Raw genomic sequence first — 14,668 nt, forward strand, 5'->3', positions numbered from 1 at the left:
CCCCCGTACGGGCCGGTTCACTCCTCGCCGGTCTCGCCCTGCGCGATTTCGATCCGGGCGTGCAGGCTGTCGGCGGCCCGGAGGGACGCTCCGGCCGACACGGCCAGGCAGGTCAGCAGCGCCACCACCGCCAGGCGGCGCGGGGCGCCGCAGACGCGCGCCCGTGCGGGCTGCCCGAGCAGGGCCGCGACCCGCAGGGGCACCGGGCCCGTCGTGGCGGCCAGGGCGAAGCCGGGCCGGTTCCGGTCAGGGGACGCGTGGACGGCCAGAGCGGCCCGGCCGATGGCCCGGGCCGTGAGGCGGCGGTCGCCCACCGCCTGCGCGGCGGATTCGTCGGCGCTGCGCTCCAGCGCGTAGCGGAGGGGCTCGCGCACGGCGCGCAGCCCCGGATGGCAGTGGGCGGCCAGTTCGACGATCGCCGCCAGAAGGTGGTGACGGCCTCTCAGGTGGGCCCGCTCATGGGCGAGCAGGACCTCGCATTCCGCCGCGGACAGCGCCCGCAGCATGCCCGAGGTGATCACGATACGGCCGGGGCGGCCCGGCAGCGCGTAGGCGTCGGGGTGCTCCTCCTCCAGGACCACGAGCTCGCTCCGGCTGCCCGCGGCCAGCAGCCGTGCCCGCCGCAACTGCTTCCACCAGCGGTACGCGCCGTGGAGCAGCAGGGCGCCACGGGCGGCGAGGAGCGAGGTGGCCGCGACGGTGATCACGGCGGCCGTGCCCGGCGACCCGGACGCCAGTGGTGTGAGCAGATGGCCCAGTGCGGCCACCGGCGGCAGGTGCGTGGCGCCGGGGACGACCAGCAGGGCGAGGGCCGCGATGCTGCCCGCGGCGAGCCCGGCGGCCGAACCGACCAGCAGCCGGACCGCCTGCCTCGACGGGAGGCTCGTGACCAGCACGCGGCACAACGGGCCGGCGAGGAAGGGCAGCAGGAGCGGCAACGACAACAGCCAGGTCACGCGCCCCCCTCGGCGCCGTCGCCCTCCAGCAGAGCGCGCAGCAGCGCCTCGTCCTCGTCGCTGAGCTGGGAGACGAAGCGGCTCAGCACCGTCCCGCGGTCCTCGGTCCCGGCCAGTTCCGCGTGCATGCGGCGCGCGGTCAGCCCCGACGCGTCCTCGGTCGGCAGGTAGGCGAACCCGCGGCCGGACCGGGTGCGGGTGACCACGCCCTTCTCGTACAGCCGGGTCAGGATCGTCGTCACCGTCGTACGGGCGTGGGAGGAACCGAGCGCCTCCTGGACCTGCCCCGGCGTCAGCGGGGCGCCGGCCGCCCACAGTGCCGCAAGGACGCTCGCCCCCAGCTCACCGGCGGGCCGCCGTTCCGCACGCGCATCCCCCATGGGAATCTCCTCAGTACAACGATCGTCTACAGTGACGTAGACCGTCTACGTGACTGTAGTCAATAATGCCGTCACCGCCCCGGCCCACTCACCTCAGGGGAGCCGTCCACCATGGCCCTATCCGCCCACATGGCAGTGCCACAGGCCGTGAACCTGCTCGACGCCGGATCCCTCCTGTCGGCGTTCGGCGCGCTCGGCATCGCCGTCGTGCTCTTCGCCGAGACCGGTCTCCTGGTCGGCTTCTTCCTGCCGGGCGACTCCCTCCTGTTCACCGCGGGCCTGCTCTGCGTGCCGGGCGGGCACCGCCCCGTCCACCTCTCCCTGCCCCAGGTACTGGCCTTCGCCGCCGTCGGCGCGCTCCTGGGAGCGCAGGTGGGCTACCTGATCGGCCGACGTGGCGGCCGCGCCCTGCTCGCCCGCAGCCGCAGTCGCAAGCTCCACGAGGGAGCCGAGCGCGCGGAGGAACTCCTCCACCGCTACGGGCACGGCAAGGCCGTCGTACTGGCCCGCTTCGTCCCGGTGGTGCGCACCGTCCTCAACCCCTTGGCCGGCGCCCTGGGCGTGCCCGCCCGCGTCTTCACCGTCTGGCAGGTCGTGGGCGGACTCCTCTGGACCGTGGGCCTCGTCCTCGCCGGATACGCCCTCGGCTCCTCCGTACCCGACGTCGACCGCTACCTCCTGCCCGTCGTGGTCCTCGTCGTCCTCGTCTCCCTCACTCCGGTGGCCGTCGAAATGATTCGCCGGCGGGGCCCCCGCACCCCGGACGGAAGCGCGCGGTGAGCCCGGTCGCCCCGGACGGGCCCGCCGCGAAGGCGCCGCAGCCCCTGCCGACGGCGGCGGCTGCCCGAACCCGCCCCCTCCACCCGCCGGCCGACCCACCCCGGCCCCTGACCCCTGCGGACGGGAGATGACCGAGCACCCCGGTCTCGCGGTGATCGTCACCGCAGCGCTGCCCCTGGTCGTGCGGCACGGCTCCGCTGTCACCACCTCGATGGTCGCCAGGGCCGCAGGGCTCCCGGCAGCGGCGGTCTTCACCGCGTTCCCCGACAAAGCCGCCCTGCTCGAAGCCTGCGCGGCCGCGGCCCTCAGGGCGGACGAAGCCGTGGCGGCCATCAACGCGATCGACCTGACCCGGCCACTCGAAACCCGACTGGCCTCGGCCGCCGTCCATCTGCGCAGCTACGCAACCCGCCTGCTCCTGCTCGCCGATGCCATGCCCCCACGCCGACCTCGGCTGGCCGAGCCCACGGAGAACTCCGGTGGGCACGCCCGGCACGAGGAAGAGCTCGCGTCGCTCCGACAAGCACTGACGGCTCTCTTCGAACCGGAGCGCGAACTGCTCCGAATGCCCCCGGAACACCTCGCCCGGGTGTTCCAGTCGATGGTCCTGTCGGACGCTCCGTCCGGCCCTGGGGAGCCGGTGCCGACCGAGGAGTTGGTGTCGCTGCTCCTGTGGGGCGCGCTCACCCCTCCCTGATCAAAGGCAGTGCCTCTCCCGTGCCCCACTCCCTCCCGACCGTGCCGCACTGGCGGTCTGTCCAGACAGGACGCCCGATGACCTCCATCCCCGCGGCCGCACCCGGCGCCGCCGGCAAGCCGCGGTGGCTGCCCGCCCTACCGGTGCTCGTCCGCTCGATGCTGCCGGCGGCGCTGGTCGCGCTGGTCGCGCTCGTCGCGTCGGTCTGGTCGGCGCACGGCGCACCGCTCGGGGTGGACGAGGCCCTGCACCGCTGGGTGCTGGAGCACCGCCCGCGCTGGGCGGTCGCATCGGCCGTGGCGGTCACCGTGACGGGAAGCGGAGTGCCCGCCTACCTCCTGGCGATGCTCGCCGGGGCCATGTCCGTCAGGACCCACCGCCTGCGCGGGGCGCTGGCGGGAGCCCTGGCACTGGTGTCGGTACAACTGCCGCGCATGGCCCTGGCGTCGTGGCTCGCCCGGCCCCGGCCGCCGGCCGGCGAGTGGGCGTGGTCGGCCGACGGATACGCCATGCCCTCGGGACACACCACGACCTCCGCGGCCGTGGCAGTCCTCCTCACCGCCGGGGTGCACCGCGCGGTACGGGGCCGGGCGCGGCGGCCGCTCCTGGTGATACCGGCCCTGTGGGCGGCGGCCGTGGGCGTCAGCCGCGTCTACCTCGGCATGCACTGGCCCACCGATGTCCTGGCGGGTTGGCTGCTGACCGCCCTGTGGGCCGGGCTGCTCGGGACGGTCCTGATTCTCCTGCGGCGCCGGAAGGCCGGCGCCGTCCCAGCGAACGAAGGTGAAGGCACGTGAGCGCGATCAGTGTGGGACAGGCCGTGGTCCTCGGCATCGTGGAAGGGGTGACGGAGTTCCTGCCGGTCTCCTCCACCGGCCACCTCAAGATCACCGAAGGGCTGATGGGCATCCCCGTCGACGACAAGTCCGTCGTCGCGTTCACCGCCGTCATCCAGGTCGGCGCGATCGCCGCGGTCCTCGTCTACTTCTTCAAGGACATCGTGCGCATCGTCTCCGCCTGGGGCCGCGGACTGGCCGACCCCGAGGAGCGCTACCACCACGACTACAAGTTCGCCTGGTGGGTCGTCTACGCCACCATCCCCATCGTGGTCGTCGGACTCGCGGCGAAGCCGCTGATCGAAGGACCGCTCGCCTCCCTCTGGGTGGTGGCCGGATCGCTGATCGTCGGCAGCGGCCTGATGTGGGCGGCCGACCGGATGGGACGCCACAAGCGCGGCGAGGACGACACCGACCTCAAGGACGCCATGCTGGTCGGCTCCTCCCAGATCCTCGCCCTGCTCTTCCCCGGCTTCTCCCGCTCCGGCGCCACCATGTCCACCGGCCTCATCCTCGACTTGGAGCGGGTCGCAGCCACCCGCCTGTCCTTCTTCCTCGGCATCCCCGCCCTGACCGGCGCGGGCCTCTACGAGCTCAAGGACGCCGTCGGCGCCGGCGTCGACGCCCTCCCCCTGGTCATCGGCACCGCCGTGTCCTTCGCCGTCGCCTACGCCTCGATCGCCTGGCTCCTGAAGTACGTCGCCAAGCACTCCTTCAACGCCTTCGTCGCCTACCGGATCGTCATCGGCGTACTCCTGTTCGGCCTGCTGGGCACCGGCGTCCTGCACGCCTGACCCCGGTCCCGGCCGGCCCTTCTCCGCCCTCATCCCGCTGCGACACCCTCTAGGGTGCGCCCATGACGAAGAAGGCGACGACGAAGAAGTACGCGGCCCTGCTGCGCGGAATCAATGTCGGCGGGAACAAGAAGGTCCCGATGGCGGAGCTGCGCGCGCTGCTGGAGGGGCTCGGACACGGCGACGTGGCGACGTACCTGCAGAGCGGCAACGCCGTCTTCAGCAGCGCGCGGCAGGACCCGGCGGCCCTCGCCCGGGAGCTGGAGGCGGCCATCGAGGCCCACTTCGGCTTCCGGGTGGCGTGCCTGGTGCTGGACGGGGCGTACCTGCGTGCCGTCGCCGAGGCCTGTCCGTTCCCGGCCGCGGAGCTGGAGGGCAAGCAGCTGCACGTCACCTTCTGCTCGGAACAGCCCGGCCCGGAGCGCTTCGCCGCGATCGACGGGGCGGCGCACCTCCCCGAGGAGTACCGGATCGGCGACCGCGTCCTCTACCTCTACGTCCCCGAGGGCCTGGGCCGCTCCAAGCTCGCCGAGGCCCTCGCCAAGCCCGCCGTCGTGAAGGGCCTCGACGTGACCACCCGCAACTGGAACACCGTCGCCAAGCTCGTGGAACTGACCGCGGCCTGACCCCGGATCCGAACGGTCGGACGGCTTCACCGCGGAGCGTCAGCTCGTGCTCCCCGAACAGGTGCCCTGACCGCGCGGCGGGGCTCGGCGTACCGGCAACCCACCGAGGACCTGCCGGACACCGTCCGGACGGGGCCCATCGGCCGGCAGAGCCACCACGCGCAGGGCGCGTTCCCCCGCAGGCCCGGCAGTTCGCCGTGCCCCGAGGGCGACCCGGCGGGCCGGATGTGCCAGGCTCGTGGCATGCGTTACATCATCATCGGCGCGGGCGCGGTCGGCGCCACCATCGGCGGACGGCTCGCGGAGGCGGGCGGCGAGGTCGTCCTCGTCGCCCGGGGCGCGCACGCGCAGGCCCTGCGGGCCGAAGGGCTGCGGCTCACGACGGCCGACGGGACCCGGGTGCACCGGCTGCCCGTCGTCACCGGACCGGACGAACTCGGTGAACTGCGCCCCGACGACGTGCTGTTGCTGTCCGTGAAGACCCAGGACGCCATCGCCGCGCTCGACGCGTGGGGCGACGCGGAGGTCGCGGGCGGCGGTACGGCCGCACAGCGGCTCCCGGTGCTGTGCGCGCAGAACGGCGTGGAGAGCGAGCGGCTGGCGCTACGGCGCTTCGCGCGCGTGTACGGGGTGTGCGTATGGCTGCCCGCCACCTTCCTGGAGCCGGGGGTGGTCTCGGCGCTGTGCGCGCCGCTGATCGGCGTCCTGCACGTGGGCCGGGCGGCGGGCGGCACGGACGCCCTGTCCCGGGCCGTCTCGGCGGACCTCGGCAAGGCCGGCTTCGAGGCGCCGCCGGTCGCGGACGTGATGCGGTGGAAGTACGCGAAGCTGCTCGGGAACCTGGGCAACGCGATCCAGGCGACGACCGGACCGGAGCCGGACCCGGCGAAGGCCGCGCTGCTCCTGCGGGCCGTCCGCGAAGGCAAGGCCGCCTTCGGCGCGGCGGGCATCGCCTACGCCTCGGACGCCGAGCAGGCGACGGCCCGCGAGGGCAAGGTGAACCAGCCGGCAGGGGTGCGGGGCGGCTCGTCCTGGCAGAGCCTCGCGCGGGGCACGGGCTCGGTGGAGGCGGACTACCTCAACGGGGAGATCTCCCTGCTGGGCCGGCTGCACGGGGTGCCGACCCCGGTCAACGACGTCCTGCGGCACGCGGCGAACATCTTCGCCCGGGAGGGCCTGCCGCCCGGCGCGATGTCCGCCGCGGACCTGACGGCCCTCGCGGACGAGGCCGCGGCCCGGGGCTAGGCCGTCTCTTCCGGATCTTGCCGGGCCCGCGACGCCCGGCACCGCACCTGGCCGCGTTGTCGGGGCGCCCGAGTACGTCCAGTACACGGTGCGCTCCTCCGCCTTGCCATGTACGGCACCGGACGCCGCGGGCTCGGCCGACAAGATCCGGAAGAGACGGCCTAGGCCGTCTCCTTGGCCGGCGTCGGTGCAGGGTTCGATGGTGTTCCGCTGCTCCCGCGGGGCAGTCGGGCCCTGGTCAGATCGTGACCGGGCCGCGGGCGGTGGCGAACTCGACCGAGATCAGGCCCGGCTCCTCATCCTCGACCCAGGTGACGTCGATCTGGTCGAGGGGGTGGTCGGCCGGTTCGCCGAGGAATTCGGCGATGGAGGCGGCGTCGCCGGCGATGGAGACCCCGTGGATGGTGGTGGAGGTGCGCGGATCGGCGCTCGGGCGCTCCTCCATGGGGACCAGCCACTGCAGGAAGTAGGGCAGTTCCGGGTCCTCCAGCAGTTCCAGCAGGCCGATCTGCTTCCACCTCAGGTCGAACCCGTCGGGGCGGACACGGTGGCCCTCGGCCGAGGTGCGGCCGAGGCGGGCCTCGACCGGGGCGATGTCGTCGACGGAGACCACCCAACCGAGCCAGCCGCCGCCCTCGGCGGCGCGGCGCGCGACCGCCTGGCCGAAGGGTGCGCGGTCGGCGGCGGGGTGGTCGAGCGTGGTGACCACCTCGACGTAGGTGCCGCCGTTCAGCGGGAGAATGAAATTGCGGGTGCCGAATCGCGGGTGCACGCCCCCGTCGACGAACCCGGCGCCCAGCGCCGATCCGATCCACTGGACGGTGGAGACGAAGCTGTCGCGGGCCACCGCATAGGACACGTGATCAAGTCGCACCGCGCCATCATCACCCGACAACCCGCACAAATCCCTACGCCACGCACGCCGCCCCGGCCGCGTCCGCCGTGGATTCAGCCGTGGAGCGGATCGATCACCGTCATCCCGGCGGGGGAGGCCCCGGTCGAAGCCGGGCAGCAGCGCTGCCGCCTCGCCGAGGCCCACGACCCGCTCGATCAGCCGCTGCGGGGCGTGCGCTGCTGCCGCGCCCGGCAGCGGCGCCCGGCAGCCGCGCTTGGCGGTGCGGGGCCGGTCGGGGATACGCTGAAGGGGAGTCTCTACGTCCGCCGGTCCTCGTCGAAGTGACCGACCGCAGCGGTAGGAGTCGAAGCGGATTCGACCCGGGGTCGAACCGGCGGCGCCTCGTGGCCGACCGGGCTTCGACGCGCATGCGGTGCGGCGGTGCGGTCGCCCGAGGTCGTGACGCCGCCCACGCGCACCGGAGGCCGGTGGACGGTCCGTCACACGCCTGCCGTCGTGAGGGAGAACGATTCCCGTGGACCTCAACACGATCACCGAAATCGTCCGGCGTCCCCCCGACCGGCCGGGCGCGAACTGGCGCGAGGGCGATGCCTGGCTCGCGGGCGGGACGTGGCTGTTCTCGGTGGAACAGCCGGATCTGCGCCGCCTGGTCGACCTGACCACCCTGCGGTGGGACCCCCTCGTCGTGACCGACAAGGGCCTCGAAATCGGTGCCACCTGCACCATCCGCGAGCTGTACGCCTTCCGGCCCCCGGCCGACTGGACCGCCGGCCCCCTGTTCGGGACGGCCTGCGAGGCGTTCCTGTCCTCGTTCAAGGTCTGGAACGCGGCGACCGTGGGCGGAAACATCTGCATGTCGCTGCCGGCCGGCCCCATGATCACGCTGACGGTCGCACTGGAGGCGCGCTACGAACTGTGGGCCCCCGACGGGACGACGCGCACCGTCGACGCCCTCGACTTCGTGACCGGCAACCACGAGAACGTCCTCACCCCCGGGGAGATCCTGCGGCGCATCGAGATCCCGGTGCACGCCCTGCGCAAACGCGCCACGCACCGCCGGTTCACCCTGACCCGCCTCGGCCGCTCGACGGTGTTCCTCGTCGGTACGCGCACGCCCGGAAACAACGACCTGCTGCTCACCGTCACCGCCGGCACCACCAGACCCGTGCGCATGGTCTTCGACACCATGCCCGACGCCCCGACCCTGCAGCAGAGCATCGACGTCATCCCCACCGACGTCTGGTTCGACGACCCCAACGGCACTCCCGGCCACCGCCGCCATCTGACGAAGCACTTCGCCGAGGAGATCCGCCGTGAACTCGCGTCCGGGAGCCCGACATGACGTACCGCGTGAACGGCAGGAGCTTCGGCGAGGAGCCGGCGCCCGGACAGTGCCTGCGCACCTTCCTCCGCTCGCTCGGCCACTACGGTGTCAAGAAGGGCTGTGACGCGGGAGACTGCGGGGCCTGCACGGTGTGGCTGGACGGCAGCCCCGTGCACAGCTGCATCACCCCCGCCTTCCGCGCCGACGGCCGTGAGGTGACCACCATCGAGGGGCTGGGCTCGCCCGGCAGCCTGCATCCGATGCAGCGGCAGTTCCGCGACGCCCCGGGATTCCAGTGCGGCTTCTGCACCGCCGGAATGATCATGACCTCGGCGACCTTCACCGAGTCCCAGAAGGCCGATCTGCCAAGGGCCTTGAAGGGCAACCTCTGCCGCTGCACCGGCTACCGGGGGATCGAGGACGCCGTGCGGGGCGTCGTCGGCGTGGAGAGCGCCAGGCCGGGAAAGGCCGTCGGAACGAGCGTCGGAGCCCCTGCCGCCAACGACGTGGTGACGGGCCGCGCCGAGTTCACGATGGACACCCGGATGGAGGGCATGCTGCACCTCAAGGTGCTGCACTCGCCGCACGCCCACGCCCGGATCCTGTCGATCGACAAGAGCGCCGCCCTCGCGGTTCCCGGCGTACATCGCGTCTACACCTGGGAGGACGTGCCGCGCAGACGCTTCACCACGGCGATCCACACCGACCACCTGGTCGACCCGGACGACACCCTGATCCTCGACCGGACGGTCCGCTTCGCCGGCCAGCGCGTCGTCGCCGTCGTCGCCGACACGCCGGGCGCCGCGGAAGAGGGCTGCCGGAACGTCGTCGTCGAGTACGAGCCGCTGCCCGCGGTGTTCGACCCCGAGGAGGCCATGGCCGAGGGCGCCCCGCAGATCCACGGGGCGGACGACCCCTTCGTCCGCGACCCCGTCCACAACGTCCTGCTCGAGATCCATTCGCACATCGGAGACGTGGACGCGGGCTTCGCCGAGGCCGACGTGGTCCACGAAGGCACCTACTCGTCCCCGCGCGTGCAGCACGCGCACCTGGAGACCCACGGCTCGATCGCCTGGATGGAGGACGGCCGCCTGAACGTCCGCACCAGCTCGCAGTCGCCCTCCATCGCCAAGGTCAAACTCGCCCACCTGTTCGCCCTGCGCCCGGACCAGCTCCGCGTGTTCTGCAAGCGCGTGGGCGGCGGTTTCGGCGGCAAACAGGAAGTCATCTCGGAGGACCTGGCCGCGCTCGCCGCGCTGGACACCGGGCGGCCCGTGTGCTTCGAGTACACCCGCGAGGAGGAGTTCACCACGGCCTCTCCGCGGCATCCGATGACGCTGACGGTCAAGCTGGGCGCCAAGGCGGACGGCACGCTCACCGCCTTCCAGGTCCGCAACGTGTCGAACACGGGCGCCTACGGGAACCACGGCGGCGAGACCCTGTTCGCGGGCGGCGCGGCCGTCATGATCTACCGCTGCCCCAACAAGAAGTACGACGCCTACTCCGTCTACACCAACACCGTTCCGAGCGGCGCCCTGCGCGGATACGGGATGACCCAGCCGGCCTTCGCCGTGGAATCGGCGATGCACGAACTGGCCCTCGCCCTCCACATGGACCCGCTCGAACTGCGCCGCCGCAACATCGTGCGGCCGGGCGACCCGCTCGTCGCGCTGCACGACGGCCCCGACGACGTGATGTTCGGCGAGGACGGCCTCGCGCAGTGCATCGACCTGGTGGACCGGGCCCTGGCCCGGACGGCCGGGGACCCGCACCTCGGCCCGGACTGGCTCATCGGGGCGGGCGCCGCGGCCTCCCTGCACGAGACCGCGCCCCCGACCGAACACATCTCGGAGGCCTGGGTGACGCTCGGCGACGACCTCGTCTACGAGCTCGCCGTCGGCACGGTCGAATTCGGCGAGGGCACCTCGACCGCCCACGTCCAGATCGCCGCGAACCAGCTGGGCACCACACCGTCGAGGATCCGCCTCGTGCAGTCCGACACCGACCGCACGGGATTCGACACCGGAGCCTTCGCGAGCGCCGGACTCTTCGTGGCGGGCAACGCGGTCCTGCGGGCGAGCAACGCCGTGCGCGATCGCATCCTCGAATTCGCCGCCGCCCACACGGGCATCCACCCCGTGATGTGCTCCATGGACGACGACGGCGTCGTCTGCGGGGACCACCGGGTGTCGCTGGCCGAACTCGTCGCGCTGGCACGCGCGCGCGGCATCCGCTTCACCGCCGCCCGCAAGGCCTACGGATCGCCCCGGAGCACCACCTCCAACGCACACGGATTCCGGATCGCGGTCCACCGGGTGACCGGTGAGATCCGCGTCCTCCACAGCGTCCAGGCGGCCGATGCCGGCGTCGTCATCAACCCCGCGCAGGTACGGGGACAGGTGGAGGGCGCCGTCGCCCAGGGAATCGGCTTCGTACTGACCGAGAACCACCGGCTCGACGCGAACGGCGCCGTGCTCAACCCGAACCTCCGCAACTACCGCATCCCCGCCTACGCCGACGTCCCGCGCACCGAAGTGCTCCTGGTGGGCTCGGCGGACTCCGTCGGGCCGATGCGGGCGAAGGGCATGGCGGAATGCAGCATCAACCCGGTGGCCCCCGCACTGGCGAATGCACTCCAGGACGCCACGGGAATCCGCTACCGGTCGCTGCCGCTGACACCGGAACGGATCTACGACCGGCTCGGCGAGAAGCGGTCGCACGCGAAGGCCTGAGCACATGGACACCGAGAAGCACCAGCAAGACGCCGAGGCCACGGCGATCATCGCCCAGAAGGTCCTGCCAGGACGGGAGCGGGAGTACGAGGCGTGGCAGCAGGACGTCAACGCCGCCGCCGCCGCGTACGACGGGTACCTCGGCGTCGAGGTCGCCCCGCCGACACCCCTGCAACCCGAATGGGTCGTGGTCTACCGGTACGACTCGATACCCCACCTGCAGGCGTGGATCAACAGCTCGACCCGGCAGGGACTCCTCGAAGTCGGCGACGAGTACCTCGACGGCCCCGGAACCCAGCAGGTCGTCAGCGGCCACGCACCCGCACAGGATCCGCTGGTGACCGTGGTGATCACCCACCGCGTCCACCCCGAGCACGTCGAGGACTTCCTCGCATGGCAGCGCCGGATGACGGAGGAGGAGAGCAGGTTCGAAGGCTTCCGCGGAAGCGAGTTCTTCCCGCCCATCGAAGGGGTCCAGGAGGAATGGACCACGCTGTACCGGTTCGACAACGCTGAGCACCTCGACGCCTGGCTGACCTCGGACAGGCGGCGGAAGGTCCTCGCCGAGGGAAAGCAGTTCGATTTCAAACTGCGCACGATCGACAACTCCTTCGGCAGCTGGTTCGCCTTCGAGGAGAACGGCAGGGAAGCGCCCCCGCCCTCGGTCACCAAGACCGCCATCGCCGTCTGGGTCGGCCTGTACCCGACCGTCGTCCTCCTGGCGCTCGCCACGTCACCGCTGAAGATGCCGCTCTGGCTGGGCCTGCTCGTGGGGAACCTGCTGTCGAGCCTCGTCATGAGCTTCCTCACGATGCCCTACTACGTGAACCCGCTCCTGGGGCGGTGGCTGCGCCCGTCGCCGGACGAACCGCCGGCCAGGGCCAACCTCATCGGCATCGGGATCGTCGCCGTCCTGCTCGCCTTCTGGGTCGTGGTCTTCTACCTGGTGACCACCCAGATCTGGAGCCTGCCCTGACCCGGCCCGAGCCGGCGTGTGCTACGCGGTCAGCGCGGGCAGCCGGGCCGGCGCCGTCGCGGCCGCGTCGAAGCGGCGCAGCAGCAGCCGGGCCAGTTCCGGGGCCGCGCCCAGGACGTCCGCGACGACGTCCGCGCCCGCGGCGCCGGCGCCCGCCGCGATGCGGTCCGGGAGGCGGCCGGGGGCGATGACGTACGGGGCCACCGCCACCCGCTCGAAGCCCTCGGCGCGCAGGGCCCGTACGGCGTCCTCCGTACGGGGCAGTGCGGCGGAGGCGAACGCAGGCCGCACGGCACACCAACCGGTGCGCCGCCACTCCCGCGCGGTTTCAGCGATCACTGCGATCGCCTCCGGGTCCGTGGAGCCGGCGGCCGCGAGCACCACTGCGGTGGTGGCGCGGTCCGCCGGGGTGAGGCCGGCTTCGGTGAGCCGGCGATCCAGGGCGGTCAGCAGGAGCGGGGACGGCCCGAGGACGTCCGCCACCCGCACCGACAGCCCCGGCAGGCGCGAGGTCGACTCGGCGAGCGCCGCCGGGATGTCGGATTTCGCGTGGAAGGCGCGGGTCAGCAGCAGCGGGAGCGCCACGACCTCCCGTACGCCGGACAGGTAGAGCGAGGACAGGGCCTGCCCCACCGACGGGGTGTTGAAGTCCAGGAAGGCCGTCTCCACGCGCAGCCCGGGCCGCAGCGCCCGCACGCGCCCGGTCAGGGCGTGCACGGTCGCCGCGTGCCGCGGATCGCGGCTGCCGTGGGCGATGACCAGGAGTGCCGGGGACATGGCGATCAGCTCTTCGCCAGCAGGCCGCGGCTGCGCAGCACCCACCGCTCGACCGGGCTGAAGATCAGCAGGTCGATGGCGATGCCGACCACCAGGATCAGGATGATCGCGAGGAACACGCCCGGCAGGTCGATGTTGTTGCGGCCGTTCTCCAGCAACTGGCCCAGGCCCAGGCCCAGGTCGGGCGAGGAGGCGATGATCTCGGCGGCCATCAGGGAGCGCCAGGAGAAGGCCCAGCCCTGCTTCAGACCGGCCAGGTAGCCGGGCAGCGCGGCCGGCATGACGATGTGCCGGGCCCCGGCCAGACCGGTGGCGCCCAGGGTGCGGCCGGCCCGCAGGTACAGCGGCGGGATCTGGTCGATGCCGGAGACGAGGCCGTTGGCGATGGACGGGACGGCGCCCAGCAGGATCACCGTGAACATCATCGCGTCGTTCAGGCCGAACCACAGGACGGCCGGCGGCACCCAGGCCACCGACGGCAGCGACTGCAGGCCCTGCAGGATCGGGCCGATCGCGGCGCGGACGAACTTCACCCGGGCGACGAGCAGGCCGAGCGGCGTACCGATGGCCAGGGCCAGCAGGAAGCCGAGCAGACCGCGGGAGACGCTGGTCCAGATGACCTCCAGCAGCGTGCCCTTGAGCCACATGTCGGACAGGCTGTTCCACACCGCGGACAGCGCGGGGAGCTTGGTCTCCTCGGTGACGTGCGTCGCGACGAGGACCTGCCAGACCAGGAGCACCAGGCTCACGGCCAGGACCGGCGGGAAGACCTTCTTGACGAGGATCTCCCGGACCGGGGTGCGGTGGGTCTGGACCGCGTCGAGGGCGTCGAGGCCCGCCTCCAGGCCGGCCAGGTCGTCGGTCTTGCCCGTGGCCTTCGAAGTGATGTCAGTGCTGGCCATGGCGGCGGATCTCCCCACGCAGGTGTTCAGTGATCTCCAGGGACAGTTCCGCTACGTCCGCGTCCTCGATGCGGCGCGGCTGCGGGATGTCCACGGTCCATTCCTTCGCGACCCGGCCCGGCCGGGAGGAGAGCAGGACCACGCGCTGGGCGAGGCGGACGGCCTCGCGCACGTTGTGGGTGACGAAGAGGACGGACAGCCCCGTCTCGGCCCAGATGCGGGTGAGCTCGCCGTGCAGCACGTCCCGGGTGATCGCGTCGAGCGCGGCGAACGGCTCGTCCATCAGCAGCAGCCGGCTGTCCTGGGCGAGCGCCCGGGCCAGGGCCACGCGCTGGCGCATACCGCCGGACAGCTCGTGCACGCGCTTGCCGTACGAGCCGCCGAGGCGGACCAGCTCCAGCAGCCGCTCCGCCTCCGGGCGGCGCTCGGCCTTGGCCACCCCGCGCAGGCGCAGGGCGAGTTCGATGTTCTTGCCCGCGGTCAGCCACGGGAAGAGGGCGTGCTCCTGGAACATCAGCGCCGGACGGCCGCCGGGGGTCTCGATGGAACCCGCGGACGGCTTGTCCAGACCCGCGACCAGGTTCAGCAGCGTGGACTTTCCACACCCCGAGGCACCCAGGATGGTGACGAACTCGCCGGGAGCGACATCGAGGCTGATGTCGTCCAGGACGAGCTGCGATCCGGCCGGGCCGGAGAAGGACTTCGAGACGTGCTCGATGCGGGCGGCGTGCGTGCGCTCCGCGACGGAGCCCTCGGCAGCCTTGGCAAGCGTGGTGGCCATGGTCGT

At 72.4% G+C, this 14,668-nt stretch carries 15 protein-coding genes; 9 read left to right on the forward strand and 6 right to left on the reverse strand.

Going from position 1 to position 14,668, the window contains the following annotated elements; all coding sequences use genetic code 11:
* Positions 1-17 precede the first annotated feature (17 nt).
* Positions 18-956, reverse strand: a complete 939-nt coding sequence (locus JYK04_RS32270; RefSeq protein ID WP_189739484.1) for a M56 family metallopeptidase — start codon at positions 954-956, stop codon at positions 18-20.
* A complete protein-coding gene (locus tag JYK04_RS32275) occupies positions 953-1,336 on the reverse strand; it encodes a BlaI/MecI/CopY family transcriptional regulator (protein WP_189739487.1) in 384 nt (127 codons plus the stop codon). Before JYK04_RS32275 ends, JYK04_RS32270 begins: the two co-directional genes overlap by 4 nt.
* Before the next feature lie 129 nt (positions 1,337-1,465).
* Between JYK04_RS32275 and JYK04_RS32280 the strand changes: the two genes are divergently transcribed.
* From JYK04_RS32280 to JYK04_RS32305, 6 genes are all read left to right on the forward strand, one after another.
* Positions 1,466-2,116, forward strand: a complete 651-nt coding sequence (locus tag JYK04_RS32280; protein WP_229875595.1) for a DedA family protein — start codon at positions 1,466-1,468, stop codon at positions 2,114-2,116.
* A 127-nt stretch (positions 2,117-2,243) separates the two neighbouring features.
* Positions 2,244-2,813 (forward strand): TetR family transcriptional regulator, encoded by a 570-nt coding sequence (locus JYK04_RS32285; protein WP_189739493.1) that lies wholly within the window; start codon positions 2,244-2,246, stop codon positions 2,811-2,813.
* A gap of 77 nt (positions 2,814-2,890) precedes the next feature.
* Positions 2,891-3,610 carry a phosphatase PAP2 family protein gene (locus JYK04_RS32290; RefSeq protein WP_189739496.1) on the forward strand — a complete coding sequence of 240 codons (720 nt, stop codon included), beginning with the start codon at positions 2,891-2,893 and terminating at the stop codon, positions 3,608-3,610.
* Positions 3,607-4,443, forward strand: coding sequence for an undecaprenyl-diphosphate phosphatase (locus JYK04_RS32295; protein WP_189739499.1), 837 nt, complete (start codon positions 3,607-3,609; stop codon positions 4,441-4,443). Before JYK04_RS32290 ends, JYK04_RS32295 begins: the two co-directional genes overlap by 4 nt.
* A gap of 62 nt (positions 4,444-4,505) precedes the next feature.
* Complete coding sequence (locus JYK04_RS32300; RefSeq protein WP_189739502.1) at positions 4,506-5,069, forward strand: DUF1697 domain-containing protein; 564 nt, start codon at positions 4,506-4,508, stop codon at positions 5,067-5,069.
* A 243-nt stretch (positions 5,070-5,312) separates the two neighbouring features.
* Positions 5,313-6,314 carry a ketopantoate reductase family protein gene (locus JYK04_RS32305; protein WP_189739505.1) on the forward strand — a complete coding sequence of 334 codons (1,002 nt, stop codon included), beginning with the start codon at positions 5,313-5,315 and terminating at the stop codon, positions 6,312-6,314.
* Between the two features lie 238 nt (positions 6,315-6,552).
* On the opposite strand, the gene JYK04_RS32310 is transcribed toward JYK04_RS32305, so the two are convergent.
* Positions 6,553-7,188: a VOC family protein gene (locus JYK04_RS32310; protein WP_189739508.1), complete on the reverse strand. Its 636-nt coding sequence runs from the start codon at positions 7,186-7,188 to the stop codon at positions 6,553-6,555.
* A 496-nt stretch (positions 7,189-7,684) separates the two neighbouring features.
* Between JYK04_RS32310 and JYK04_RS32315 the strand changes: the two genes are divergently transcribed.
* Genes JYK04_RS32315 through JYK04_RS32325 form a run of 3 tightly spaced genes read left to right on the forward strand, consistent with a single transcriptional unit; the run spans position 7,685 to position 12,202 of the window.
* The gene (locus JYK04_RS32315) at positions 7,685-8,512 is read left to right on the forward strand and encodes an FAD binding domain-containing protein (RefSeq protein ID WP_189739514.1); all 828 of its coding nucleotides are present in this window, start codon (positions 7,685-7,687) and stop codon (positions 8,510-8,512) included.
* Positions 8,509-11,226, forward strand: a complete 2,718-nt coding sequence (locus JYK04_RS32320; protein WP_189739517.1) for a molybdopterin-dependent oxidoreductase — start codon at positions 8,509-8,511, stop codon at positions 11,224-11,226. Before JYK04_RS32315 ends, JYK04_RS32320 begins: the two co-directional genes overlap by 4 nt.
* A gap of 4 nt (positions 11,227-11,230) precedes the next feature.
* Complete coding sequence (locus JYK04_RS32325; RefSeq protein ID WP_189739520.1) at positions 11,231-12,202, forward strand: antibiotic biosynthesis monooxygenase; 972 nt, start codon at positions 11,231-11,233, stop codon at positions 12,200-12,202.
* A 21-nt stretch (positions 12,203-12,223) separates the two neighbouring features.
* Here JYK04_RS32325 and JYK04_RS32330 read toward each other — a convergent pair whose 3' ends face one another.
* The 3 genes from JYK04_RS32330 to JYK04_RS32340 are packed head-to-tail and all read right to left on the reverse strand — an operon-like array spanning position 12,224 to position 14,662.
* On the reverse strand, positions 12,224-12,979 hold the full coding sequence (locus tag JYK04_RS32330) for a sirohydrochlorin chelatase (protein ID WP_189739523.1): 756 nt from the start codon (positions 12,977-12,979) through the stop codon (positions 12,224-12,226).
* Between the two features lie 5 nt (positions 12,980-12,984).
* The gene (locus JYK04_RS32335) at positions 12,985-13,881 is read right to left on the reverse strand and encodes an ABC transporter permease (protein WP_189739526.1); all 897 of its coding nucleotides are present in this window, start codon (positions 13,879-13,881) and stop codon (positions 12,985-12,987) included.
* Positions 13,868-14,662 carry an ABC transporter ATP-binding protein gene (locus tag JYK04_RS32340; protein WP_189739530.1) on the reverse strand — a complete coding sequence of 265 codons (795 nt, stop codon included), beginning with the start codon at positions 14,660-14,662 and terminating at the stop codon, positions 13,868-13,870. The genes JYK04_RS32335 and JYK04_RS32340 overlap by 14 nt, the downstream gene beginning before the upstream one ends.
* Positions 14,663-14,668 lie beyond the last annotated feature (6 nt).

The organism is Streptomyces nojiriensis (assembly GCF_017639205.1).
Taxonomy (GTDB): Bacteria; Actinomycetota; Actinomycetes; order Streptomycetales; family Streptomycetaceae; genus Streptomyces; species Streptomyces nojiriensis.